The organism is Rathayibacter festucae DSM 15932 (genome assembly GCF_004011135.1).
Taxonomy (GTDB): domain Bacteria; phylum Actinomycetota; class Actinomycetes; order Actinomycetales; family Microbacteriaceae; genus Rathayibacter; species Rathayibacter festucae.
This window is the reverse complement of the sequence record NZ_CP028137.1, coordinates 1,655,298-1,680,138: the sequence shown is the minus strand read 5'-3', so window position 1 is coordinate 1,680,138 and position 24,841 is coordinate 1,655,298. Positions and strand designations below refer to the sequence as shown.

The window sequence follows — 24,841 nt, the reverse complement described above, 5'->3', positions numbered from 1 at the left end:
CGTTGCGACTGCCCGCCTCCACCTACCGACTCCAGATCCGCTCCGGCTTCGATCTCGACGAGGCCGCGACGGTGGCCGACTACGTGCGCTCCCTCGGCGCCGACTGGCTGTACTTCTCGCCGCTGCTGACCGCCGAGCCCGGCTCGGACCACGGCTACGACGTCGTCGACCACTCGAAGGTCGACCCGGCCCGCGGCGGCGGCGAGGGCCTCGCCCACGCCTCCGCGGCGGCGAGGAAGGAGGGCCTCGGCGTCCTCATCGACATCGTGCCGAACCACATGGGCGTCGCGACGCCGGTGGAGAACGCCTGGTGGTGGGACCTGCTCAAGCACGGGCGGGACTCCCGCTGCGCCGAGGCGTTCGACATCGACTGGGCGGCGGGTGACGGCAAGCTGCGCGTGCCGATCCTCGGTGACGGAGCCTCCGAAGGCGACAGCGACAGCGAGCTGGACGCGCTCGAAGTCGTCGGCGACGAGCTGCACTACTACGAGAACCGCCTGCCGATCGCGCCCGGCACCGCCGAGCCCGGCGACTCCGGCCGCACCGTGCACGCCCGGCAGAGCTACGAGCTGGTCAACTGGCGCCGCGCCGACGCCGAGCTGAACTACCGCCGCTTCTTCGCGGTCAACACCCTCGCCGCGATCACGGTCGAGCGGCCCGAGGTCTTCGAGGCCTCGCACCGCGAGATCGTCCGCTGGTTCACCGAGGGCCTGGCCGACGGCCTGCGCGTCGACCACCCGGACGGCCTGGCCGACCCGGGCGGCTACCTGGACGACCTCGCCCGCGCCATCGACGGCGCACCGGTCTGGGTCGAGAAGATCCTCGAGGGCGACGAGCAGCTGCCCGCGCACTGGGCGACCGTGGGCACCACCGGCTACGACGCGCTCGCCGACATCGACCGAATCCTCGTCGACCCCGACGCCCGTCCGGTGCTCGAGGGCCTGGACGCGGAGCTGGGCGACGGCGGCGAGCCGGTGGACTGGGCCGACCTGATCCACGACACCAAGCGCGGCATCGCCGACAGCATCCTCCGCTCCGAGGTGCTCCGCCTGGCCCGCCTGATCCCGCAGGTCGACGGCGCGGACGACGCGATCGCCGAGCTGCTCGCGACCTTCCCGGTCTACCGCAGCTACCTGCCCTACGGCGGCGAGCACCTCGAGCACGCACGGCTCGACGCGCGACACCGCCGCCCCGAGATCGCCGCGACGATCGACGAGGTCGCCGCGCTGCTCGAGGAGACCGGCACCCCCGTGTCGGTCCGCTTCCAGCAGACCTCCGGCATGGTGATGGCGAAGGGTGTCGAGGACACGGCGTTCTACCGCTACAGCCGCCTCACCTCGCTCAACGAGGTCGGCGCCGACCCGGACGAGTTCGCGATCGACCTGGAGGAGTTCCACCGCCGCCAGGGCGTCCGCCAGGCGTCCTTCCCGGCCTCGCTCACCACGCTGTCGACGCACGACACCAAGCGCGGTGAGGACACCCGCGCGCGCATCACCGCCCTCGCGGAGGACGCCGAGGCCTGGGCCGAGACGCTCCGCTCGCTGCACGAGCACGCCGGCTTCGGCGACGGACCGGTCGAGCACCTGCTCTGGGAGGCGATCGTCGGCACCTGGCCCGCGTCCCGCGAGCGCCTGCACGCCTACGCCGAGAAGGCGTCGCGCGAGGCCGGCAGCTCGACGATGTGGACCGCTCCGGACGAGGCGTTCGAGAAGCGGATGCACGCGGCGGTCGACGCCGCCTTCGACGACGCGGCCGTGCGCCGCCTGATCGAGGACACCGTGGCGCGCGTCTCGGCCGACGGCTGGTCGAACAGCCTCTCGGCCAAGCTCGTCCAGCTGACGGCGCCGGGCATCCCGGACGTCTACCAGGGCAGCGAGCTGTGGGAGACGTCGCTCGTCGACCCCGACAACCGCCGCCCGGTCGACTTCGCCGAGCGCCGGGCGCTGCTCGAGCGGATCGACGGCGGCTGGCTGCCGGAGATCGACGCGGAGGGCGCGGCCAAGCTGCTCGTCACCTCGCGGGCCCTGCGCCTGCGCCGCGACCGGCCGGAGCTGTTCACGCGCTACGCCGCCGTCCCCGCCATCGGGCCGGCCGCCGAGCACGCGATCGCCTTCGACCGCGGCGGTGCGCTGATGGTCGCCACCCGCCTGCCCGCGCGGCTCGCGGCCGAGGGCGGCTGGGGCGAGACCCTGATCGTCCTGCCGGGGCACCCGGTCGTGGACGTCCTCACCGGGCGCACCTTCGCCGGCGGGCCGACCGCCGTGTCGGAGATCCTCGGCGGCGGCTACCCGGTCGCCCTGCTCGCACCGGTCGCCTGACCCGGCGAGTCCCTTCCTGCCGACCCCGTTCGAACGACCCTGGAGAACCCCGTGATCAGCACGACGCCCTACCGCTACGCCCTGCCCGTCTCCGGACCCGAGCGCTTCGACGTGTGGGCGCCCGAGGCGTCCTCCGTCGAGCTCGCCCTGGGTGCGGGCGGGACGGTCGCGATGGCCCGCTTCGGCGACGAGGGCTGGTGGCGGGTCTCCGGGTCGGTCGCCGCGACCGGCGAGGTCGACTACGGCTACCTGGTGGACGGCAAGGGCCCGTTCCCGGACCCGCGCTCGCGCCGCCAGCCCGGCGGAGTCCACGAGCTCTCCCGCAGCTACGACCCGAGCGCGTTCGAGTGGGCCGACCAGGCCTGGACGGGCCGCCAGCTGGCGGGGGCCGTGATCTACGAGCTGCACATCGGCACCTTCACCCCCGAGGGCACGCTCGACTCGGCCGCCGGCCGGCTCGAGCACCTGCGCTCGATCGGCGTCGACTTCATCGAGATCCTCCCGGTCAACGCGGTGAACGGCACGCACAACTGGGGCTACGACGGCGTCCTCTGGTACGCCGTCTCGGAGGCCTACGGCGGACCGGAGGCGTACCAGCGCTTCGTCGATGCGGCGCACCGCGCGGGACTGGGCATCGTGCAGGACGTGGTCTACAACCACCTCGGCCCGAGCGGCAACTACCTGCCCGAGTTCGGCCCGTACCTCAAGAACGAGAAGGCCAACACCTGGGGCAGCTCGATCAACCTCGACGGGGAGGGCTCGGACGTCGTCCGCGGCTACATCCTCGACAACGCGCTGATGTGGCTGCGCGACTACCACGTCGACGCCCTGCGCCTCGATGCGGTGCACGCGCTCTCGGACGAGCGCGCCGTGCACGTGCTCGAGGAGATGGCCGCCGAGGTCGCGGTGCTCTCGGCCGACGTCGGGCGCCCGCTGACCCTGATCGCGGAGTCGGACCTCAACGACCCGACGCTGATCACCCCGCGCGAGGCGGGCGGCTACGGGCTCGACGCGCAGTGGAGCGACGACTTCCACCACGCCGTGCACGTCGCCCTCACCGGCGAGACGACCGGCTACTACGAGGACTTCGCGCCGCTCGGCGCGCTCGGCAAGGTCCTCACCCGCGGCTTCTTCCACGACGGCACTCTCTCCACGTTCCGCGGCCGGCACCACGGACGCCCGATCGACACCGAGCGGATGCCGACCTGGCGCCTCGTGGTCTGCAGCCAGAACCACGACCAGATCGGCAACCGGGCGATCGGCGACCGGCTGACCGCGACCCTCGACGAGGGCCGGCTGGCGATCGCCGCCGCGCTGACGCTGCTCGGCCCGTTCACCCCGATGCTCTTCATGGGCGAGGAGTGGGCGGCGTCCACCCCGTGGCAGTTCTTCACCTCGCACCCGGAGAAGGATCTCGGCGAGGCGACGGCGAAGGGCCGCATCGAGGAGTTCGCGAAGATGGGCTGGGACCCGGAGGTCGTGCCCGACCCGCAGGACCCCGAGACCTTCGAGCGCTCCAAGCTCGACTGGTCCGAGGCGGAGGAGGGGCGCGGTGCCCGCATCCTCGCCGTCTACCGCGAGCTGGCGGCGCTGCGCCGCCGCTTCCCCGAGCTGACCGACCCGCGCTTCGGCTCGGTGCGCGTCGAGCTCGACGAGGACGAGCGCTGGCTCACCCTGGGCCGCGGCCGGGTGACGATCGCGATCAACGTCGGCGAGTCGTCGGCGCGGGTCCCGCTGCCCGAGGTGGCGGAGTCGCTCCTCGCCGTGGGCGAGTACGCGGTCCAGCCCGGTGACACCGAGGTCGACCTCGGCGCGTCCTCGCTGCTGATCACGCTCAGCGACGCCGAGTAGTCGTCCGCCGCGCGCCGGTCCGAGTCGATTCGGGCCGGCGCGCGTGTCGTTCCTCTCACCCGTCGCGCCCGAGCCCGTTCTCACCGCCGCCCGCCGGAGACCTGTCAGCGGGCCGACACGGAGTGCTCGGCGTCGGCGATGATCCGCACGCCGTCGTCGTGCACGAGCAGCAGGGCACGCAGCGGCATGGCCCGCCGGTGGCAGGCGGCGCTCAGCTGGCGGGCGAGCACCCGGTCGGTCTCGCCGAGGAACGCCCGGCCCGGTCGCTCGAGCGCGAAGGCGAGCGAGCCGACGTCGTGATGCGCGACCGCTTTCGCGAGGGTCGCGACGATGCGCTCGGTCTTCTCCTCGTCGGGGTGCACGGGCAGGCCGTCCACCGGGTAGAGGATCGGCAGCTGGTAGCCGGCCCGGTCGAGCAGGATCGGCCAGAGCGCACGCCGGTAGGCGGGACCGATGAGGGACGAGACGCGCTCGCGCAGGTCCCGGTCGTCGCGCAGCGGCACGTCGAGCGCCGAGGGGTGGAGGGCGTGGTCCGTGTTCGTCATGGTGTCGCTTTCTCGCGGGTGATGCGGGCGCGGAAGCGCTCGCGGTGCTGGGGCGGTCGTGGTCCGACGGGCGGTCATCGGAAGTTGCGGGCGGTGGTCCGGGCGGTGACCGACAGCGCCTCGAAGCGGTCGGCGAGGAGGTTGGTCACCCCCTCGTCGGAGCGCTCGAGGATCCCGCGGATGAGGAGCGCGGGAGCCTCGCGCGCGGTGCGCCGGTAGCGGTTCCATACTCCGACGGAGCAGATGACGTTGAGGATCCCGTGCTCGTCCTCGAGGTTCATGAAGGTCACTCCGGCGGCTGTGGAGGGACGTTGGCGGTGGATCACGACCCCGCCGACCTCGATCCGGGTGCCGGAGGGCGTGCCGGACAGGTCGGCAGTGGAGCGCGCTCCTCGCCGGGTGAGGCCCTCCCTCAGATGCCGGAGCGGGTGGTCGTCGGGCGAGATGCCGGTGGCCCAGAAGTCGAAGACGACCCGCTCCTGCGCAGAGAGCATCGGCAGCAGCGGAGGCTGGACGGCGACGATCGAGTCGGGGAGGAACTCCTGGCGGTCGGCGGCAGCGGAGCCCGCCTCCCAGAGCGCCTGACGGCGCTGGAGCCCGAGGGAGTCGAACGATCCCGCGGCGCCGAGCGCCTCGAGCTGGGTCGCGTTCACTCCCACGCGGCGCGAGAGGTCGGCCATGCTCGCGTAGGGCCCGCCGCGCTCCCGCTCGGCGACGATGTGCTCGGCCAGCTCCGTGCCGATGCCCTTCACCCCGGCGAGGCCCAGGCGGATGACGAAGCCGGCGTCGCGGCGGTGGTCGTCGGTGTCGAAGTGCTGCGACCGGTCGAAGAGGCCCGTCGGCGCCTGCTCGGCGGAGAGGCAGGAGTCCTGCCCGTGCGGCGCCCCGCCCCGCCGCTGGGTCGGCGGCCCGTCGAGCGCCTCGAGTCCGGGGTGCGACAGCGAGCGGTTGACGTCGGGGGACTCGACGCGGACACCGTGCCGGCGGGCGTCGGCGACCAGGGTGTGCGGGGCGTAGAAGCCCATCGGCTGAGCCCGGAGCAGGGCCGCGGTGAAGGCGGCCGGGTAGTGCAGGCGCAGCCAGGCACTGGCGTACACCAGCAGCGCGAAGCTGATCGCGTGGCTCTCGGCGAAGCCGAAGTTGGCGAAGGCCTGGATCCGGCGGTAGATGTCGTCGGCGACCTCGTCGGTGATCCCGTTGCGGGCCATGCCCTCGTAGAGCCGCTCCCGGAGCGACTCGATCTTCTCGGTGCCCCGCTTGGAGCCCATCGCGCGGCGCAGCAGGTCCGCGTCCTCCGCGTTGCAGTCGCCGACCGCCACCGCGACCTGCATCAGCTGCTCCTGGAACAGCGGCACGCCGAGGGTGCGCTTGAGCGGCGTGACCAGCAGGGGGTGCTGGTAGGTGATCGGCTCCTCGCCGAGCTTCCGCCGGATGTAGGGGTGCACCGCGCCGCCCTGGATCGGACCGGGGCGGATCAGTGCCACCTCGATCACGAGGTCGTAGAAGCGCCGCGGCTGGAGCCGGGGGAGGGTGCCCATCTGCGCGCGGCTCTCGACCTGGAACACCCCGATGGAGTCGGCCCGGCAGAGCTGGTCGTAGACGCCCTTCTCCTCGCGCGGGATCGTCGAGAGGTCCCACTTCTCGCCGACGTGCTCCGCCACGAGGTCGAAGGTGTACTGCAGGGCGGCGAGCATCCCCAGCCCGAGCAGGTCGAACTTGACCAGGCCCATCCAGGCGCAGTCGTCCTTGTCCCACTGCAGGACGGTGCGCTTCTCCATCCGGGCGGGCTCGATCGGGCAGACCTCGCCGACCGGCCGGTCTGTGAGCACCATGCCGCCGGAGTGGATGCCCAGGTGCCGGGGCGTGCCGAGCACCTTCTTGGTCAGGGCGACGACGTCGTCCGGGATGTCGTGCTCGGGGCTCTCGGTGATCGAGCCCCAGTGCTCGATCTGCTTCGACCAGCCGTCCTGCTGCCCGGCGCTGTAGCCCAGCGCCTTCGCCATGTCGCGGACGGCGAACTTCGGCCGGTAGGTGATGACGTTCGCGACCTGCGCCGCGTTCAGCCGCCCGTACTTCTCGTAGACGTGCTGGATGACCTCCTCGCGCCGCTCGGAGTCGAAGTCGACGTCGATGTCGGGCTCCTCGTCGCGGATGCTGGAGAGGAAGCGCTCGAAGGGCAGCCCGTAGAAGATCGAGTCCACCGCGGTGATCCCGAGGACGTAGCAGACCGCCGAGTTGGCGGCCGAGCCGCGGCCCTGGCAGAGGATCCCCCTGCCCTTCGCGAAGTGCACGATGTCGTGGACGATGAGGAAGTAGCCGGGGAAGTCCTTGGCCTCGATCACGGCGAGCTCCTTCTCGAGGCGCTCGTGCACGTCGGAGTCGGCGCCCGGGTACTTCGCCGGCACCGCGAGCTGCACCAGGTGGCGCAGCCAGCTCATCGGGGTGTGCCCCTCGGGCACGTCCTGCCGGGGCAGCCGGGGGCGGACCCGGCCGAGCTCGAAGGCGATCTCGTCGGCGATCAGCACGGTGTTCTCGACCGAGCCGGGGTAGCGGGAGAAGCGCTCGGCCATCTCTGCGCCCGAGCGCAGGTGCGCACCGCCGGCGGCGGGCAGCCAGCCGTCCATCTCGTCGAGGCTCCGCCGGGCGCGGACCGCGGCCAGCGCCGTCTGCAGCGGGCGGTCCTCGGGCCGGGCGTAGTGCACGTTGCCGGTGGCGACGAGGCGCAGCTGCAGCCGCTCGGCGATGCCGGCGAGCTGGTCGTTGTGCAGGGAGGCGAGCGGGTCGCCGTGGTCGAAGAGCTCGACGAGGACGTTGCGGGCGCCGAAGAGGGCCACGAGCTCGCGCACCTCCTCCTCGGCCGCCGCCTCGCCGCTCGCGACCAGGGCCTGCCGGACGGCGCCCTTCCGGCAGCCGGTCAGCACGATCCAGTGGCCGTCGGCGGTCCGGGCGAGCTCCTCGAGGTCGTAGCTCGGCTTGCCCTTCTCGGCGCCGGCGAGCTGGGCGGTGGTGATCGCGCGGGCGAGCCGGTGGTAGCCCTCCTCTCGGCGGGCGAGGACGAGCAGGTGCGTGCCCTCGGGATCGGCGACGCCGTTCTGCGGGGCGCGGAGCCCGAGCGAGAGCTCGGCGCCGAAGGCGGTGCGGACGCCGTGGTCCTGCGCGGCCTCCGCCATCCGGACGATCCCGTAGAGCCCGTCGTGGTCGGTGAGGGCGAGGGTGTCGATGCCGAGCCGGACGGCCTCCTCGATCAGCTCCTCCGGCTTGCTGGCGCCGTCGAGGAAGCTGAAGTGCGAGTGCGCGTGCAGCTCGGCGTAGGGCACCTTCTGGTCCGGCGGCCGGACGTCGGCGCCGGGCGTGTAGGCGGGGCGCTTGTGCGACCAGGCGGGGCTGTCGCCACCGTCGCCGCGGACGGTCGTGCCGTCGCTCCGGGTCGTGCTGGAGAGGCGGCGCTCGAACTCCGACCAGGGGATCGGGGGGTTGTTCCAGCCCATCGGGGGCTCCTTCGGTCGTCGTGCTCGGGAGGATCGGATCGCGGCCGTCAGCGGCCGGGGGAGTCAGTCGTAGCGGGCCTCGGCCGCCCACTCGCCGTCGAGGCAGAGCAGCAGCCAGGCGACGCCGTCGGAGTCGACGACCTGGAAGCGGTCGTAGCGGACTGCTGTTCGCGCGTCCCACCACCGCTCGTCGATCGGCCAGGGACCGGCCCACCCCGTCACCGGCTGCAGGCGGGCCTGCGAGGAGCCGGGCGCGAAGTAGGCGGGGACGGAGGTGAGGGAGCCGCGGTCGTCGACCGAGACCGTCTCCCCGCGGGGACCGCGGACCAGGACGGCCGCCGGCTCCGCGAAGACCGTGGGCGGCAGGGGCGGCGGCAGCGCCCCCGGCCACGGCAGCCCGCGCGGCCGGGCGTCGCCCGGCTCCCTGTCCCCCCAGGGGATCAGGTGCTGGCGGTCGCGGAGCGACCGGCCCCCGCCCACCGACGCCGTGACGACGGCTTCGTGGCCGAGCATGCTCTGCACGCGGCTGAGACCGTGGTGCACCCGCTCCTCCGGAGCCGTGCCCCAGAGTCCCTGCTCGTGGTTCCCGATCGCGTCGACCGCCTCGGGCTCGACCGACAGCCGGGCGATCGGCGAGCCGAGCCCCGCGTCGATCGCGCCGTTGCCCTGGAGCTGCCAGCGGACGCGGTCGACGACGTCGCCCGGGGTGAACCAGCGCGGGTGCAGCCAGCTGCGGGAGGACACCTCGCCGCGGTCGCTGACGACCTCGATCCTGATCGCAGTCGCTACCAGCTGCGCCCGGGTGAGCCCGGCGACGAACTCCTCCGCCGGGACGCGGAAGGCGAAGGCCGCCTGGTCGATCCGGTCCAACGGCGGCTCGAACTCGAGCACCCGGTCGAGCCGCTCGGGCGGGAGCCGCGGGACGACCGTCTCGGTCTCGGCGCCCGAGGCCAGCACGTGCGCGCGCGCCCCGTCGGGCCCGAAGCGCGCGGAGACGTCGTCGCTCGGCAGCTGAGCGAAGGCGCCGAGGGTCCGCACGCCGAGCCTGCGCAGCAGCGCGATGAGGTCCTCGCCCTTGCCGGTGGTGCGGGTGCGCGCGCCGACGGCCTCGGTCTCGAGGGCGTCGAGCGGCAGGGGCGCCAGGAAGGCGGCGCTCTCGCCGGCCGGCACGATCGCCACCGCGGTGCCGGAGTGCTTGGCCGCGAGCTCGGAGGCGAAGAGGCCGTCGGCGATCCCGGCGCGCGCGAGCGGCACGCCCAGCTCGCTGAGCCGCTGGAGCACGGCCTCGGCCGCCGACTGCTCGCTGCCGTAGTAGCGGCGCGGCCCGCGGGCGCGGATCGCGCAGAGCCCGGGCCGGATCAGCTGCACACCCGGGGTGATCTCCTCCAGCGCCTGGACGAGCGGCTCGAAGGCGCGGTGGTCGAGCACGGGGTCGTAGGGGACCACGGCGAGCCCGGTGCAGCGCGACTGCGCCTCGCGGATCCGCATGCCGCGGCGCACGCCCTCCGCTCGCGCACCAGGGGAGCAGGCGAAGACGAGGCTCTTCTCGGTGAGCGCGAGCGGGGTCTCCGCGTCGAGTCCGGCGTCCGCCGCGGCGGCGAGCAGAGGCCAGTCGGGGCACCAGACCAGGATCGTGCGGCGCAGCTCGAGAGCGCTTGCGGAACGGCTCATCTCACACCGCCCGCTCGTGCAGGGTGCGCTCCTGCAGGCGCGAGGGCCCGCCCAGCACGCCGAAGGGCCGCCCGGTGCCGGGCATGCTCATCCGCACGGTGCGCACCCGCGTCCCGGCGCGGCCGACGACGTCGACGAGCGCCTCGCGGGTGCGCAGGTAGCCGTGGCCGGCGCCGAGCCCCTCCCAGCGGCTGCTGCGGATGCTGAGCCGCGCCTCGGCCTGCGGCCACTCGCCGAGGACGACGAGCGCCGCCCCGCGCTGCCGCAGCCGTGCGCCCAGCCGGGAGACGTCGGCCGAGGAGACGGAGGCGGGCGGGCGGGTCAGCACGACGGTGAGGACGTCGACCAGGGCCGCGGTGACGGTGAGCCAGTGCTCGGCGGGGGAGGGCACGAGCACGAGCCGCTCGAGGTCGATCCCCAGGCCGGCCGCCGCCTCGGCGCCGAACTCGGGGACGCCGACGACGCCGCACCAGGCGCCCTCGGACGACGGCCCGGCCAGCAGACCCATGGCCAGGCTCATCGAGCCCTCGACCGAGTAGGCGGCGCCCTGCTTGAGCGAGCCGCCGGGCAGCACAGAGGCGAAGGCCGGCAGCGTCGCCAGGCTCTTCGACTCGAGCGTCGTCGCCTGCATGTCCCGGATCCGCGACTGCAGCTCCTTCACCGACGCGAGCTGCCGCAGCAGCGGTTCCGCGGTGTCGGCGACCCCCGGCGAGGGGTGCTGTGAAGGGGGGCTCATCAACCCATGTTCGAACATGTGTTCGAGTATGTCAATCGCCACCGACATCCGCCGCGCCGGGTGCCGGACCAGGTGGAGAAGGCCCCGGATCGCCCCCTGTGGAGGAGCCCGGGGCCCGCCGCGCTACCCCTCCGCGGACCCCGTCACGCGCAGTCCGTGACCGAACCGGAACAGCGGATCCTCGGTGTCGAACGGCACGTCCGGCCGGCGGGCCGCCGCGGCGGCCATCGAGCGCGGAAGGTCCATCGGCAGTGTTCCACGGGCCTCCGACACTCCGAACACGACGTCGAGCACCGCGGCCCCCGACGCGCCGAAGTCACCGAGCAGCGCCGCCGCGGAGTCGAGCAGCGGAGTGAGGATCGCCGGCCGGTCCAGGAACACGTCGACGACCGTCGGCACCTGAGCCGCCACGGACAGGACGTGCCCCACGACCTCGTCCGGGAAGTCGAGCGAGCCGGCGTGGAAGACGTTCTCGAACGCGGTCGCGCGCTGCTCGAAGGGCGCCTGCAGCCGGATCACCGCGAGCTCCGCCTCCTCCGGAGACCCGACGACGGTGCCGTACCCCGCGGCGACCGCCGGATCGATCCCCTCGACGTAGAGCCGCAGCCCCTGCCCCGCCGGCAGGACGCCGTCCTGCGCGAGGACCGTGATCGCCGCGCGCTGGGCCGCCTCGCCCGCCGCGCGGAACTCCGCCGAGCCGACGACCGCCTCGGCGGCGGCCGGATCGACCGCGCGCGAGTCGAACAGCCCCAGCACGAACTTCTCCCGCAGCAGCCGCCGCACGGACACGTCGAGCCGCTCCTCGGCGACCGTCCCGTCCCGGACCAGGGCGACCAGCGTCTCCGGGATCGACTCCCCGCCGAACTGGTCGACCCCGGCCTCGAGGGCCTTCGCCATCCGCTCCGGCACCGACAGGTGCTCGACGCCCCAGGCGCGCGCGACGTGGTGGTCACCCATGATGTCGGAGTCCGAGAGCAGCCCCCAGTCGGTGCAGACGATGCCGTCGAAGCCGAACCGCTCGCGCAGCAGCCCCGTGATCACCGAGCGGTTGAAGCCGAAGCCGACCTCCTCGTGCTCGGTCCCGACCGGCATGCCGTAGTACGGCATGATCTGGCTCGTGCCCGCCTCGAAGGCCTTCACGAAGGGCTGCAGGTGGTACTCGGCGTTGCCGCCCGGGTAGACCTGCTCGCGGCCGTAGGGGAAGTGCGGATCCTCGCCGTCCTTCTGCGGCCCGCCGCCGGGGAAGTGCTTGGTCATCGTCGCGACCGACTGCGCCCCCAGTGCCTCGCCCTGGAAGCCGCGGATGTAGGCGGCGCCGAGCCGTCCGGTGAGCTCGGCGTCCTCGCCGAACGTGCCGACCTGCCGCGCCCAGCGCGACTCGGTCGTCAGGTCGATCTGCGGGTGCAGCGCGACCCGCAGGCCGACGGCGAGGTACTCCTGACGCGCGATGTCGCCGAAGCGCTCGACCAGGTCCTCGTCGCCGATCGCGGCGAGGCCGAGCGGCTCCGGCCACTGCGAGAACGCCTCCGCCTGCGCCCCGGTGCCGGGGTTGTCGGTGAAGGAGTGGCGCGGATCGGTGGAGAGGGTCACGGGGATCCCGAGCCGGCTCGAGGAGGCCAGCTCCTGGACGCGGTTGTGCCACTCGGCGAGCTCGCGCGCCGTGGCGGTGCCGCCGCCGAGCAGGTTGAAGTGCGACATCCGCTTCTCGAGCACCATCGTCGCGGTCGAGGGCAGTCCGAACGCGCCGTCCTCGGCGAGCGCTCCGCCCTCGCCCATCACGACCATGGTCTGGAAGAACAGCCCGGCCTTCTCCTCGAGCGTCATCTGGCCGAGCAGGATCTCGACCCGCTCGGCGACGGGGCGCAGGGGATCGAGGTAGCGGCGGTCGACCTGCTCGTCGAGCGGTTCGCCGGCGGGGGATGACGTCGATGTCATGGGGGCGTCCTTCCGAAGGGGAGCCCTCGTCGGCTCCGCGAGAAGGATACGCCGAAAACCGACTAGCACTAGGGAAATACGGTGGGCCCGTCGTGAGTGCGCCCCTACCATGGGAGCCATGTCCGACGCCCTGCCCGCAGCCGCCGCCGAGAACCCCTCCTCCCTCCCGGCACGGCGGCGGACGCTCGTGGTCAAGATGGGCTCGAGCTCGGTGACCAAGCAGTCCGGCCCGGACCCCGTGCTCCTCGCGAGCGCCCTCGAGAGCGCGTTCGGCGCCCGTGCACTCGGCTGGGACGTCGTCCTCGTCTCCTCCGGCGCCGTCTCCTCCGGCCGGGCTCTCTTCGCCCGCTCGCAGGACGCGCCGATCAGCCCGCGCCTCGCCGCCGCCGTGGGCCAGACCGTGCTGATGGGCTTCTACCGCTCGGTGGCCGAGCTCTCCGGTTCACTCGTCGCGCAGATCCTGATCGGCGAGTCCGACCTCGCATCGCCGCGGCAGATGGCGCACGTCGCGGAGGCGATCCGGCACGCGCTCGACGCGGGCGTCGTGCCGATCGTCAACGGCAACGACACCATCGACTCCGCCGGCTCCGACAACGACGGTGTCGCCGGCGGCCTGGCGATGCTCCTCGGCGCGGATCTGCTGCTGCTGCTCACCGACGTCCCCGGTGTCTTCGCCGGCAGCATCGCCGAGGGCGTGCACCTCGAGGAGCTGGGGATCACCGAGCTGCGCGGCATCGGGGTGCAGAAGGGCGGGACGGGCCGCGGCGGCATCCGCTCGAAGCTCAAGGCGGCCGAGCTCGCCGCGCACAACGGCGTCTCGACGCGCATCGCCGGCGCCCGCACTCCCGAGGTCATCCTCGGCGCCATCGACGGCCCCGGCCCCGGCACCCTCGTCCGCGCCGTCCACGCGCACCCCGCGGTGGAGCAGCGCTGGATCTCGGGCGTCGCGACCTCGCGCGGCCGGGTCGAGATCAACCTCGAGGCCGAGCGCAGCATCGCCTCCGGCTCGAGCCTGTTCGCGTCCGGCATCAAGCGGGTCTCCGGCGACTTCGTCGGCGGCGACGTGATCGAGGTCCGCGCCCTCAGCGGCGAGCTGCTGGCGCGCGGGGTGTCGCGGGTGTCCTCGCGCCTGCTCACGCTGGTCCGGGCCCTGCGGGTGGACGAGATCGCCCGGGTGTTCGTCGCCGTCCTCGCGCACGCCGCCGACGCCGATCCCGCCGCGATCACCTCCGAGGGCGACCGCCCGCAGCTGACCCGTGCCCTGGAGTACGCGCGCGCCCTCTCCTTCGAGCACGGCAGGGCGGTCGCGATGGAGATCGTCTCGCTCTTCCCCGCCGAGAGCATCGCCGCACTGGTCGGCCAGGGTGCCGCGGTCGAGGAGCTCGTCGAGCGGTACACCCGCCTCGTCCGGACCCTCGCGATCATCGGCAACGAGCAGCTGGCCGTCTTCCGCGACTGACGGCGCCCGAGGGGCCGAGGTGGCCCGAATGGACGAATCGCGCCACGGAAAACGAATCGTGCCAGATAGCGGCACGATTCGTGCCAGCACTGTGCGCATCACGTCATCGATCGTGGCGAGCGTCGCCTCCCGTGCTGGTCTGTCTCCCACACGAACGGCGCCCACTACGCGCCCCGACGGATCGGATCAGCATGAGTGCAGCAGCAATCGCCACCGCGACCCTCACGACCCCCACCACCCGCCACCCCTTCGACGGCCCCATCTCGCGGGAGCACTACCAGTCGGACCGGCTGGCCCGTCGACTCGAGCTGATCGAGAAGACGATCGCCGACTGCGAGCGCGCCCTGCGCGGCGGCACCGACCCGCGCACCGGCACCGTCGTCCCGCCCGCGCGCGGCGCCCACCGCGACCAGCTCCTCAGCAACCTCGCGATCGAGCTCTCGCTCGCCGACCGCCTCCGCGGCGCTCTGGGCCTGCACCGCTGACCTCCCGGTCCGCAGCTCCGATCCCCGGGTCCGCACCTCCGACGCAGCCCGATGGGGCACGATGAGGCCATGGTCACCATCACCGTCGCCGGGATCGCCCAGCACTTCCACCCCGCCGAGCGCGGCACCGTCCGCCTCGAGATCCGCCGCGAGTCGCGCTCGCGCTCCCAGGCGCTGAACGAGGTGACCGCCCTCCACGCTCGCGTGCGCGAGGAGGCCGGCGCCGAGCAGGCCTCCGGCGCGGCGACCTGGTGGTCGGCCGACCAGGTCTCGGTCTCGACCATCCAGCGGTACCTCAAGGACTCCGACGTCACCGAGCCGTTCCACGTCGCCGCCGCGAGCGTCCGGGTGAAGTACCGCGACTTCGACGCCCTCGGGCGCTGGGTCGCCTCCGTCTCGGAGGCACCCGGCATCACCGTCGCCGGGGTCGACTGGGACGTCACCGCCGCCCGGCGCGCGAGTGCCGAGCGCGAGGTGAGGGTGGCCGCCGTCCGCGACGCCCGCGAGCGCGCCGCCGCCTACGCGTCCGCCCTCGGCCTGGGCGAGCCCCGGGTGCTCACCCTCTTCGAGCCCGGGCTGCGCCCGCACACCCGGATCGAGGGCGGCTCGGCCGTGATGAGCCGCGCGATGGCCTTCAAGGGCCAGGAGGAGCTCGCGCTGAAGCCCGAGGACATCGAGGTCTCGGCCTCGGTCTCCGCCGACTTCGAGGCGAGCTGAGCGGAGCGGTCGGCGCTCGGCGCTCGCCGCCGGGAATAGCCGGGACGCGTCCGACGCTGGAGCAGGCATGGTCTCGCGCATCGGCTTCCTCTCCTTCGGCCACTACCAGTCCGTCGAGGGGTCGCTGACGCACACCGCGCGCGACGTCCTCCTGCAGACCATCGAGCTCGCGGAGGCGGCCGAGGAGATCGGCATCGACGGCGCCTACGTCCGCGTGCACCACTTCGCGCCGCAGCTCGCCTCGCCGTTCCCGCTCCTCGCCGCGATCGCCGCCCGCACCAGGCGGATCGAGATCGGCACCGGCGTCATCGACATGCGCTACGAGAACCCGCTCTACATGGCGGAGGAGGCGGCCGCGACCGACCTCATCTCCGGTGGCCGGCTGGAGCTCGGCGTGAGCCGGGGATCACCGGAGACGGCGCTCCGCGGCTCCGAGGCGTTCGGCTACGTCCCCTCGGAGGGCACGACCGACGCGGACCTCGCCCGCCGCAAGGTGCAGCTCTTCCGCGAGGCGCTCTCGGGTGCCGCCGTCGCCGAGACCGACCCCGCGCGCACCGGGATGTCGAGCCCCCTGGCGATCGAGCCGCGCTCGCCGGGCCTCGAGGACCGCATCTGGTGGGGTGCGGGCAGCTTCGCGACGGCGCGCTGGGCGGCCGAGCAGGGCATGAACCTGCAGTCCTCCACGCTCCTGCTCGAGGAGGAGGGCATTCCCTTCGACGAGCTGCAGGCGCGGCAGATCCGCGAGTACCGCTCAGCGTGGGCGGAGGCCGGCTGGGAGCGGACCCCGCGCGTCTCCGTGTCGCGCAGCGTCCTCCCGATCACGACCGACCTCGACCGCCTCTACTTCGGCGGCCGCGGCGAGCGCGACCAGGTCGCCTCCCTCGAGGGCGTCCGCGCCCGCTTCGGCCGCAGCTACACCGGCGAGCCCGACCGCCTCGCCGAGGAGCTCGCCGCCGACGTCGCCGTCCAGGAGGCGGACACCCTCCTGCTCACCGTCCCCAACCAGCTCGGCGTCGAGTACAACGCACGCCTCCTGCAGACCGTCGCCGACTCGATCGCCCCGGCCCTCGGCTGGTCGCCCGCCGGAGTCGTCGCCGCCTGACACCGTCCCCGTCGGGCTGCTCACCCATGCTGGTCGAGTAGCCCCGGAGGGGCGTATCGAGACCCACGCTTTGCAGAACGGAGGGTCTGCACACTCCGTTTCCGGTGAGGGCGGATCTCGATACGCCCGCTCCACGGGCTACTCGATCAGCATGGGGCGCGTCCCCCTGTGTACGGATGACTGGATGCGCTCCCGGTCTGGCTGCACCCCTCCAATGCTGGTCGAGTAGCCCCGGAGGGGCGTATCGAGACCCGCGCTCTGCAGGACGGTGGATCTCGATACGCCCGCTGCGCGGGCTACTCGATCAGCAAGAGATGCGCCGCCCGCGGAAGGGGAGAGGCTGCGCTGTCGATCGTCAGCTCGCGGAGAGCCCGATGCGGACGTCGTCGAGACCGTCCGACGATACGAGCAGCGTGATCGGCCCCGCGCCGGTCGGACGGACGACGGCGAGCGCGCGGCCGTCGAACGTCGTCCGCGAGGTGGCGTCGAAGCGCTCGGTGGTCGCCGGCGCCCCGCTCCCGAAGCCCGCGAGCACGCCCGCGCCCTCGACGGCGACCGAGACGACGCGGTCGGCCCCGGTGAACAGCACTCCCGCCGCGTCGCGCAGCTCGATCGCCACGTACGCGAGGTCCGTGTCGTCCGCGCGCAGCGACGTCCGGTCCGCCGTCGCGGTCAGCACCGCCGGTCCTGACGCGGACACGAGCGAGCTGCGCCCCGTCTCGCTCCCGGACCGATATGCCACCGCTGTCAGCGTTCCCGGCCGGTGCACCGTCTCGATCGACGCGAGCATCGGCCGCACCGCCCCGACCGCGGCGCGTCCCACCTCGACGCCGTCGAGCAGCAGCGCCACCTCGTCCGCGTCCGCGGCCACCTCGACGGTGACGGGGGAGCCCTCGAAGCCGGGCCAGGTCCAGGAGTCGACCGAGTCGCTCCACGCCCAGGGCGACTGCATCGTCACCGTCTGCCCGTGCCGCTCCGGCCGGACGACCGCGATCGCCGGCTCCGAGCGCAGCCCGAAGACGATCTCGCGGTAGTAGGAGGCGGGCCGCCGCCAGCCGGTGATGTCGAGGTCGCCGCACCACGCCGTCAGGTACGGGTACTCGCGCTCCAGTGCGCCGTTCGCGGCCGGGTCCTCCGCGTAGGAGGTGGCGCCGATGCCGACCTCGCCGAGGTAGTCCCAGCCGGTCCAGGTGAAGTCGCCGATCACGTTCGGGTTCGCCAGCACCTTCGGCCACAGCTCGCCGATCTGCGAGGGGAACGTCTCGGACCCGACGATCACGCGCTGCGGGAACAGCTCCGCATCGCTCGCGTAGCGCGCGTCGGCGTAGTTCAGTCCGAGCACGTCGACCGCCGCGCTCGACTCCGCCGTGCGGCGGGTGACGGCGTCGGAGGAGCCGATCGCCGCCATCATCCCGGCGCCGGCCTCGCCCATCAGCTCGTTCAGCCCCTGCTCCGAGGCCAGGATGCTGTCGAGCTCGTCGAGCACCGCCAGCGTCGGGTTGACGCCGTTCGTGACGGGCCGCGTGGGGTCGAGCGAGCGCACGTGCTCCGCGAGATCGCGCGCCAGCACCGCGCCGTGCGGGGTGCCGACCTCGACGATCTCGTTGCCGATCGAGTAGAGGATCACGCTGGGGTGGTTGTAGTCCTTCGCGACCAGCGACTCCAGGTCGGCCCGCCACCACTGCGCGAAGTCGAGCGAGTGGTCGTGATGGGTCTTGCCGCGGACCCACATGTCGAAGGCCTCGTCCATCACGAGCATGCCGAGGCGGTCGCAGGCGTCGAGCATCGACGGCGAGGCGGGGTTGTGCGCCATGCGGATCGCATTGAAGCCGGCCTCCTTGAGCAGCTGGATCCGGCGCTCCTCCGCGCGGGCGATCGAGGCGGCGCCCAGCACGCCGTTGTCGCTGTGGATGCACGCGCCGCGCAGCGGCACGGTCTCGCCGTTGATCCGCAGCCCCTTCCTCGGGTCGACGGTGACGGTGCGGATGCCGTGCACGGTGACGACGTCGTCGCCGACCCCGATGCTCGTGCGGGCGCTGTGCAGGGCGGGGGAGTCGACGCTCCAGAGGGCCGGCTCCTGCACGTAGAGGCGCTGGCGCACGAGGGCGGTGCGGCAGGGGGCGACGGTGACCGGTGTCGTCGCGCTCTCCACGACGTCGCCGGCCGGCCCGGTGAGCTCGGTCGCCACCGTGAGCGACGACGTCGTGAGCCCGCGGTTGACGATGCTCGTCGCGACCTCGACGACGGCCTGGTCGTCCTCGACGCGCACGGTCGTGATCCGCACGCCGTCCGGCTCGATGTGCACAGGCTCGTCGACGTGCAGCAGAACCGGCCGGTGCAGACCGGCGCCGGCGTACCAGCGCGAGTCCTGCCCCGAGCGCACCTCGATCCGCAGCGTGTTCGTCTCGCCGAAGCGGAGGAACGGGGTCAGCTCCACGAAGAAGCGCGCGAAGCCGTCGGCGCGGTTCCCCGCGAACTCGTCGTTGAGGAAGACCATCGCGTGCCGGTAGGCACCCTGCACCTCGAGGCGGACGACCCTGCCCGCCCAGTCGGCCGGCACGTCGAAGGTCCTGACGTAGCTGTAGGCACCGCCCGGGTAGTAGGCCGCACCGCCTTTGGACACCGCCTCCGGCGAGCGCTCGGCATCCCGGAGCGCGTCGTGCGGCAGCGTCACCCCGACGGAGTCGTCGATCCCGCCCTGCACGGCGGCGAACGGCCCGCGCGGCGCCCGGACGATCCAGCCGGCGGCGAAGGAGGTGGTCGTCATGTCGCGTCCGTTCGATCGAGGTCGTCCGGCACGTCGCCGGGCGAAGGTGAGACTCGTGCTTCCGAAAAGGAAACTGTTTCGTTTAGTTTCTCACTCGGCGAGAGCCTAAGAGCGGCGCGGTCGATCGTCAAGGAGTCGAGGAGGGGGCACCATGCTCTCGATCGTCGAGCGTCGATACCGCGCATGGGCACCGGCCCACCGAGGCGGACCGCCCTAGGCTGCCGAGATGAACGGCCCTGATGCGCCCTCCCCGGCGAGCTTCCTCTGCGATACCACCCGGAGTGCACCGTGACTCCGGACGTCATCGTCCTGAATGGCGGATCGAGCTCCGGCAAGACGACGATCGCCCGGAGTCTCCAAGCGCTCCTGCCCGATCCGTGGTTGAGCGTCTCGATCGACACCCTGGTGGACGCGCTGCCGCCCGACCTCGACGGAGGTGGAGAGGGCGTCTCCTACGGCGACGACGGCGCGGTGGAGCTCGGCGACACCTTCCGTCGACTCGAGTCGGCCTGGCTGGCCGGCGTCGTCGCGACCGCCCGCGCCGGCGCACGCATCGTCTTCGACGACGTGTTCCTCGATGCGTCGGAGTCGCAGGAGCGCCTGCGCAGCCACCTCCGCGGACTCGACGTCGTCTGGGTGGGCATCCGCTGCACCCCCGAGGTCGCGACCGCGCGTGAGCGAGCCGGAGGCGACCGCACCACCGGGATGGCGGCACACCAGGCGGAGTCCGTCCATCGCGGCGTCGCCTACGACCTCGAGGTCGACTCCGGACGAAGTTCGGCCATGGAGTGCGCGCGTCGGATCGTCGAGCACATCACCGCTCTGTCACTTCGCCAGCCGACCGCGGCATCGGGAGAGTTCGACCACCCCTGAGATCGAACCGCCGCCGCCAACGAGAAGAACCCCCCGATCTCCGTGAGATCGAGGGGTTCTGCCGGTGTCCGAGGGGGGACTTGAACCCCCACGCCCTATACGGGCACTAGCACCTCAAGCTAGCGCGTCTGCCATTTCCGCCACCCGGACGAGTGTTGTTTCCGGCCTGCGTTTCCGCGGCCGAAGAAGACATTAGCACGGTTCGAACGCCTCGGATGACACCGGGGGAGCGGGGTGCCGCGAGCCCGCCCGCTAGCGTGGGGGCATGACGTCCTCCGACAGCGCCGCCGCCCCCTCCGAGTCGGACCTCGACGAGACCGCGATCATCGCGCGGGACCTCATCCGCTTCGACACCAGCAACTACGGCGACGGGAAGGCCGAGCCCGAGCGCGAGGCCGCCGAGTACGTGGCCGCCCGTCTGCGCGATCTCGGCCTCGAGCCCGAGCTGATCGACTCCGATCCCGGCCGCACCAGCGTCGTCGCGCGAGTCGCGGGGGAGGACCGCGAGCGCGGCGCCCTCGTCGTGCACGGGCACCTCGACGTCGTCCCGGCCATCGCGGACAACTGGAGCGTCGATCCGTTCGGCGGCGTCATCAAGGACGGCATGCTCTGGGGCCGCGGCGCGGTCGACATGAAGAACATGGACGCGATGATCCTCGCCTCCCTCGGCGACATCCTCGGCAGTGGCCGGAAGCCCTCCCGCGACCTCGTCATCGCCTTCTTCGCCGACGAGGAGGCGGGCGGCGTCCGCGGCTCCGGCCACCTCGTCAAGACCCGCCCCGAGCTGTTCGCCGGCGCGACCGAGGCGATCAGCGAGGTCGGCGGCTACTCGATCGAGCTCGGCGGCAAGCGCGCCTACCTCGTGCAGACCGGCGAGAAGGCCCTGCTCTGGCTCACGCTGCGCGCCCGCGGCACGGCCGGCCACGGCTCGCAGATCAACGGCGAGAACGCCGTCACCCGCCTCGCCCAGGCCATCGCCCGCATCGGCAGCGAGGAGTGGCCCACCCGCCTCACCGACACCACCCGCGAGCTGCTCGGCGAGGTCGCCCGCATCCTCGGCCACGACCCGCAGCGCAGCACCCCGGAGGAGCTCGCGCTCGCCACCGGCACCGCCTCGCGCTTCATCGCGGCGACGCTGCGCACCACGGCGAACCCGTCGATGCTCTCCGCCGGCTATAAGGCCAATGTCATCCCGGACACCGCGGAGGCGACCATCGACGTCCGCGTGCTCCCCGGCGAGGAGGACGCCGTCCTCGAGCGCCTGAAGGTCCTCGCGGGCGAGCACGTCGAGATCCTGGTCCAGCACCGCGACATCGGACTCGAGGTGCCCTTCGCCGGTCCGCTCGTCGAGAGCATGGCGGCCTCCCTCCGCCGCTTCGACCCCGAGGCGGAGGTGCTGCCGTACCTCCTGTCCGGGGGCACCGACAACAAGGCTCTCTCGACGATCGGGATCACCGGCTACGGCTTCGCGCCGCTGCAGCTGCCGGGCTCGCTCGACTTCCCGGCGCTGTTCCACGGGGTCGATGAGCGGGTTCCGCTCGACGCACTAGTGTTTGGCAGGAAGGTCCTGACCGATCTCCTCCTGCGATCCTGATGGTCAGATCGACGACCACCACCGACCGCCTGCTGGCCGACGACGCCCCAGCCCTCCTCGAAAGTGACGCATGGGCCTGCTCGAAGCGCTGATCCTGGGACTCGTCCAGGGTCTGACCGAATTCCTCCCCATCTCCTCCAGCGCCCACCTCCGGATCGTGAGCGAGCTGCTCCCCGGACTGGACGGCAAGGACACCGGAGCGGCGTTCACCGCCATCACGCAGCTGGGCACCGAGACCGCGGTCATCATCTACTTCTGGCGTGACATCGTGAAGATCGTGTCGAGCTGGTGCCGGTCGCTGGTCGGCAAGGTCCCGCGCACCGACGCGAACGCCCGGATGGGCTGGCTGATCATCATCGGCAGCCTCCCGATCATCGTGCTCGGCCTGCTCTTCCAGGACCAGATCGAGACCACTCTCCGCTCGCTCTGGGTCGTCGCCACCACGCTCATCGTCTTCGGCATCCTGCTCGGCGTCGCCGACGCCGTGGGCGCGAAGAAGCGCCGGCTGCGCGACCTGAACGGCCGCGACGGCCTCATCTTCGGTGGCGCGCAGGCGCTCGCCCTCGTCCCCGGCGTCTCGCGTTCCGGCGGCACGATCACGGCCGGCCTCTTCATGGGCTACGAGCGGAAGGCCGCCGCGCGCTACTCCTTCCTGCTCGCGATCCCCGCGGTGTTCGGCAGCGGGCTCTACCAGCTGTACAAGAGCATCAGCGACCCCGAGATCCTGCCCAACCAGATCCAGGTCGGCGGGCTCGAGACCCTCGTCGCGACGATCGTGGCCTTCGTCGTCGGCTTCGTCGTGATCGCCTTCTTCATGAGCTACATCTCGCGCCGCAGCTTCCTGCCGTTCGTGATCTACCGCATCGTCCTCGGCGTCGTCCTCATGGTCGCGCTGAGCACGGGCCTCCTCGCCGCGTAGATGCGCACCTGGAACGCGCCGGTCGTCCCGGCCCTGCCCGGTCGCGGACCCGTGCCGGCCGTGCACGACACCGCCACGGGCGCGCCCGTCGAGCTCGTCGCCGCGGACGGCACCGCGCGCCTCTACGTCTGCGGCATCACGCCGTACGACGCGACGCACCTCGGCCACGCCTCGACCTACCTCGCCTTCGACACGGTGCAGCGGCTCTGGCGCGACGCGGGGTACTCGGTGCTCTACGCGCAGAACGTGACCGACGTCGACGACCCGCTGCTCGAGCGGGCGACGCGGGACGGAGTCGACTGGCGCGACCTCGCCGAGGAGCAGGTCGAGCTGTTCCGCGGCGACATGACCGCGCTGCGGATCCTGCCGCCGGACCACTACGACGGGGTCACCGAGACGATCGCGCCGATCGCGGAGGCGGTCACCCGCCTCGAGAGCGCCGGTATCGCCTACCGCGTCGCCACTCCCGAGGCCGCCGTCGACGGTGGCGAGGACCTCTACTACGACATCGCCGCCGGCGAGAGCGACGTCTGGCGCCTGGGCAGCGAGAGCAACCTGGACGCCGCGACGATGGCGGACCTCTTCGCGCAGCGCGGGGGAGACCCCGACCGCGCCGGCAAGCGCGACCCGCTCGATCCGCTGCTCTGGCGCGCCGAGCGCGCGGGCGAGCCCGCCTGGGACGCGGCCGTCGGCCGGGGCCGGCCGGGCTGGCACATCGAGTGCTCGGTGATCGCGCTCGACCGCCTCGGCCCGGAGTTCACCCTGCAGGGCGGCGGGAGCGATCTGGTCTTCCCGCACCACGAGTTCAGCGCGGCGCACGCGGCGTCGCTGTCGGGCCGTCCGCTCGCCCGGGCCTACGCGCACGCCGGCATGGTCGCGTACCAGGGCGAGAAGATGAGCAAGTCGCTCGGCAACCTCGTCCTCGTGTCGCGGCTGCGGGCGCAGGGGACGGATCCGCGCGCGATCCGCCTGGCGCTGCTGGCGCACCACTACCGCTCCGACTGGGAGTGGCTGCCCGAGGACCTGCCCGCCGCCGAGGAGCGCCTCGCGCGGTGGGAGGCGTCGCTCGCCACGAGCGGAGCGGCGTCGGCCGCGGACGTGCTCGAGCGCCTGCGGGCCGTGCTCGCGGTGGACCTCGACACCCCGGGCGCCCTCGCTGTGCTCGACGCGGCGACGACCGGCGGCGTCGACGACCCCGAGCTCCTGCGCGACGCGATCGACGCGCTGCTCGGCGTCCGCCTGGGCTGAGCCTGCGGCCCGCCTGCGGGCGGCGCCGGATCTCGATACGCCCGCTGCGCGGGCTACTCGATCAGCATGAAGCGGATCCGCTGTGCGGGCTGCTCGATCAGCATGATGCGGACCCGCTGCGCGGACCCGCTGCGCGGGCTGTAGTGCCAGCCATGCAGGTCGAGTAGCCGCCGCAGGCGGCGTATCGAGACCCGGCCGCCGCGGGCTACGGGCGCCAGGGCTCCTCGCCGGAGCGGCCGTCGCCGCGGCGGCGGAGGTAGCGCTCGAACTCCTGGGCGATGGCCTCGCCGCTGGCCTCGGGGGAGTCGACGGTGTCGCGCGCCTGCTCGAGCTGGGCGATGTAGGCGGCCATCTCCTCGTCGTCGAGGGCGAGGGCGTCGATGCCGCGCTCCCACTCGCCGGCCTCCTCGACCAGGTCGCCGCGGGGGATCGCCAGTCCGACGACCTCCTCGAGCTTCTCGAGCAGCGCGAGCATCGCCTTGGGCGACGGCGCGTTGTGCACGTAGTGCGGCACGGAGGCCCAGAGCGAGACGGCCGGGATGCCGACCTTCTGCGCGGCCTCGCCGATGACGCTGAGGATGCCGACCGGCCCCTCGTAGGTGGAGCGCTCGAGCTCGAACTGGGCGCGCATCTCCGCGTTCTCGCTCGAGGCGAAGAGCGAGATCGGCCGGGTGTGCGGCACATCGGCGAGCATCGCGCCGAGGAAGACGACGGCCGAGATGTCGATCGCGAGCATGGCGTCGACGACCTCCGACGCGAAGCTCTTCCAGCTGCGCGAGGGCTCGGTGCCGATCATCACGTAGAGGGCGCTCTCCGCGTCCACCGAGGTGTCGGCCGGGCCGAAGATCTGGGTGCCGGGCCAGGAGAGGCTGCGGCGCCCGTCCTCGCCGATCGACAGCATCGGGCGGGTGTACTGGAAGTCGTAGTACTGCTCGGCGTCGACCGAGAAGAGGGGCACGAACTCGCCCGCGTCCTTCACCAGGCGCACCGCTCCGCTGGCCGCGTCGCCCGCGTCGTTCCAGCCCTCGAAGGCGACGACGAGGACGTTCCCCTTGATCACGTTCATAGGCGAGGTCTCCGTGTTCGGCTCGATGTCCGGGGAGCGCTGCGTGCGCTGAACCCGTTCGTCAAGG

General features: G+C 72.7%; 17 protein-coding genes and 1 tRNA gene. 10 read left to right on the top strand and 8 right to left on the bottom strand.

The genetic code is table 11. The features are described 5' to 3' along the window. The first annotated feature begins 2 nt into the window (after positions 1-2). Positions 3-2,318, top strand: coding sequence for a malto-oligosyltrehalose synthase (gene treY / locus C1I64_RS07875; protein WP_127886851.1), 2,316 nt, complete (start codon positions 3-5; stop codon positions 2,316-2,318). 51 nt (positions 2,319-2,369) lie between these two features. Beyond that, a complete protein-coding gene (treZ, locus tag C1I64_RS07870) occupies positions 2,370-4,169 on the top strand; it encodes a malto-oligosyltrehalose trehalohydrolase (RefSeq protein WP_244209424.1) in 1,800 nt (599 codons plus the stop codon). Positions 4,170-4,273: 104 nt separating this feature from the next. Here the strand turns inward: treZ and C1I64_RS07865 are convergent, their stop codons facing one another. The 5 genes from C1I64_RS07865 to C1I64_RS07845 form a co-directional block, all read right to left on the bottom strand. Then, positions 4,274-4,714 (bottom strand): hypothetical protein, encoded by a 441-nt coding sequence (locus tag C1I64_RS07865; protein WP_127886850.1) that lies wholly within the window; start codon positions 4,712-4,714, stop codon positions 4,274-4,276. Between the two features lie 74 nt (positions 4,715-4,788). Beyond that, positions 4,789-8,202 (bottom strand): error-prone DNA polymerase, encoded by a 3,414-nt coding sequence (locus C1I64_RS07860; RefSeq protein ID WP_127886849.1) that lies wholly within the window; start codon positions 8,200-8,202, stop codon positions 4,789-4,791. 63 nt (positions 8,203-8,265) lie between these two features. Beyond that, positions 8,266-9,873, bottom strand: a complete 1,608-nt coding sequence (locus C1I64_RS07855) for a DNA polymerase Y family protein (RefSeq protein ID WP_127886848.1) — start codon at positions 9,871-9,873, stop codon at positions 8,266-8,268. A gap of 1 nt (position 9,874) precedes the next feature. Then, entirely contained in the window at positions 9,875-10,609 is a 735-nt protein-coding gene (locus C1I64_RS07850) for a hypothetical protein (protein ID WP_123446314.1), read from the bottom strand. Positions 10,610-10,732: 123 nt separating this feature from the next. Beyond that, positions 10,733-12,544 carry a glycoside hydrolase family 3 protein gene (locus C1I64_RS07845; RefSeq protein WP_127886847.1) on the bottom strand — a complete coding sequence of 604 codons (1,812 nt, stop codon included), beginning with the start codon at positions 12,542-12,544 and terminating at the stop codon, positions 10,733-10,735. Positions 12,545-12,662: 118 nt separating this feature from the next. Here C1I64_RS07845 and proB point away from each other — a divergent pair, with 118 nt between their 5' ends. The 4 genes from proB to C1I64_RS07825 all read left to right on the top strand — a co-directional run bounded on the left by proB (position 12,663) and on the right by C1I64_RS07825 (position 16,307). Continuing rightward, entirely contained in the window at positions 12,663-14,003 is a 1,341-nt protein-coding gene (gene proB / locus C1I64_RS07840; RefSeq protein WP_164874485.1) for a glutamate 5-kinase, read from the top strand. A 191-nt stretch (positions 14,004-14,194) separates the two neighbouring features. Then, positions 14,195-14,488: a hypothetical protein gene (locus C1I64_RS07835; RefSeq protein WP_123704236.1), complete on the top strand. Its 294-nt coding sequence runs from the start codon at positions 14,195-14,197 to the stop codon at positions 14,486-14,488. Positions 14,489-14,557: 69 nt separating this feature from the next. Continuing rightward, complete coding sequence (locus C1I64_RS07830) at positions 14,558-15,205, top strand: SIMPL domain-containing protein (RefSeq protein ID WP_164874484.1); 648 nt, start codon at positions 14,558-14,560, stop codon at positions 15,203-15,205. A gap of 67 nt (positions 15,206-15,272) precedes the next feature. Then, positions 15,273-16,307, top strand: a complete 1,035-nt coding sequence (locus tag C1I64_RS07825) for an LLM class flavin-dependent oxidoreductase (protein WP_127886844.1) — start codon at positions 15,273-15,275, stop codon at positions 16,305-16,307. Positions 16,308-16,662: 355 nt separating this feature from the next. Here the strand turns inward: C1I64_RS07825 and C1I64_RS07820 are convergent, their stop codons facing one another. After that, entirely contained in the window at positions 16,663-19,074 is a 2,412-nt protein-coding gene (locus tag C1I64_RS07820; protein WP_127886843.1) for a glycoside hydrolase family 2 TIM barrel-domain containing protein, read from the bottom strand. Positions 19,075-19,362: 288 nt separating this feature from the next. Between C1I64_RS07820 and C1I64_RS07815 the strand changes: the two genes are divergently transcribed. Then, entirely contained in the window at positions 19,363-19,947 is a 585-nt protein-coding gene (locus C1I64_RS07815) for a chloramphenicol phosphotransferase CPT family protein (RefSeq protein WP_127886842.1), read from the top strand. Positions 19,948-20,012: 65 nt separating this feature from the next. Here the strand turns inward: C1I64_RS07815 and C1I64_RS07810 are convergent. Next, positions 20,013-20,097, bottom strand: a tRNA-Leu gene (locus tag C1I64_RS07810). Positions 20,098-20,212: 115 nt separating this feature from the next. Between C1I64_RS07810 and C1I64_RS07805 the strand changes: the two genes are divergently transcribed. The 3 genes from C1I64_RS07805 to mshC all read left to right on the top strand — a co-directional run bounded on the left by C1I64_RS07805 (position 20,213) and on the right by mshC (position 23,708). Then, positions 20,213-21,541 carry a M20/M25/M40 family metallo-hydrolase gene (locus tag C1I64_RS07805; protein ID WP_123735753.1) on the top strand — a complete coding sequence of 443 codons (1,329 nt, stop codon included), beginning with the start codon at positions 20,213-20,215 and terminating at the stop codon, positions 21,539-21,541. A 70-nt stretch (positions 21,542-21,611) separates the two neighbouring features. Then, positions 21,612-22,460: an undecaprenyl-diphosphate phosphatase gene (locus C1I64_RS07800; protein ID WP_123446324.1), complete on the top strand. Its 849-nt coding sequence runs from the start codon at positions 21,612-21,614 to the stop codon at positions 22,458-22,460. Continuing rightward, the gene (mshC, locus tag C1I64_RS07795; protein WP_127886841.1) at positions 22,461-23,708 is read left to right on the top strand and encodes a cysteine--1-D-myo-inosityl 2-amino-2-deoxy-alpha-D-glucopyranoside ligase; all 1,248 of its coding nucleotides are present in this window, start codon (positions 22,461-22,463) and stop codon (positions 23,706-23,708) included. Positions 23,709-23,913: 205 nt separating this feature from the next. On the opposite strand, the gene C1I64_RS07790 is transcribed toward mshC, so the two are convergent. Beyond that, complete coding sequence (locus C1I64_RS07790) at positions 23,914-24,774, bottom strand: proteasome assembly chaperone family protein (protein WP_123704219.1); 861 nt, start codon at positions 24,772-24,774, stop codon at positions 23,914-23,916. Positions 24,775-24,841: the final 67 nt, after the last annotated feature.

What these genes read in the sequence shown, in the direction of transcription:
- C1I64_RS07865 (WP_127886850.1), bottom strand. Translation starts at nt 4,714, where the DNA reads ATGACGAACACGGACCACGCCCTCCACCCCTCGGCGCTCGACGTGCCG.
- C1I64_RS07860 (WP_127886849.1), bottom strand. Translation starts at nt 8,202, where the DNA reads ATGGGCTGGAACAACCCCCCGATCCCCTGGTCGGAGTTCGAGCGCCGC.
- C1I64_RS07855 (WP_127886848.1), bottom strand. Translation starts at nt 9,873, where the DNA reads ATGAGCCGTTCCGCAAGCGCTCTCGAGCTGCGCCGCACGATCCTGGTC.
- C1I64_RS07850 (WP_123446314.1), bottom strand. Translation starts at nt 10,609, where the DNA reads ATGAGCCCCCCTTCACAGCACCCCTCGCCGGGGGTCGCCGACACCGCG.
- C1I64_RS07845 (WP_127886847.1), bottom strand. Translation starts at nt 12,544, where the DNA reads ATGACATCGACGTCATCCCCCGCCGGCGAACCGCTCGACGAGCAGGTC.
- proB (WP_164874485.1), top strand. Translation starts at nt 12,663, where the DNA reads ATGTCCGACGCCCTGCCCGCAGCCGCCGCCGAGAACCCCTCCTCCCTC.
- C1I64_RS07835 (WP_123704236.1), top strand. Translation starts at nt 14,195, where the DNA reads ATGAGTGCAGCAGCAATCGCCACCGCGACCCTCACGACCCCCACCACC.
- C1I64_RS07830 (WP_164874484.1), top strand. Translation starts at nt 14,558, where the DNA reads ATGGTCACCATCACCGTCGCCGGGATCGCCCAGCACTTCCACCCCGCC.
- C1I64_RS07825 (WP_127886844.1), top strand. Translation starts at nt 15,273, where the DNA reads ATGGTCTCGCGCATCGGCTTCCTCTCCTTCGGCCACTACCAGTCCGTC.
- C1I64_RS07820 (WP_127886843.1), bottom strand. Translation starts at nt 19,074, where the DNA reads ATGACGACCACCTCCTTCGCCGCCGGCTGGATCGTCCGGGCGCCGCGC.
- C1I64_RS07805 (WP_123735753.1), top strand. Translation starts at nt 20,213, where the DNA reads ATGACGTCCTCCGACAGCGCCGCCGCCCCCTCCGAGTCGGACCTCGAC.
- C1I64_RS07800 (WP_123446324.1), top strand. Translation starts at nt 21,612, where the DNA reads ATGGGCCTGCTCGAAGCGCTGATCCTGGGACTCGTCCAGGGTCTGACC.
- mshC (WP_127886841.1), top strand. Translation starts at nt 22,461, where the DNA reads ATGCGCACCTGGAACGCGCCGGTCGTCCCGGCCCTGCCCGGTCGCGGA.
- C1I64_RS07790 (WP_123704219.1), bottom strand. Translation starts at nt 24,774, where the DNA reads ATGAACGTGATCAAGGGGAACGTCCTCGTCGTCGCCTTCGAGGGCTGG.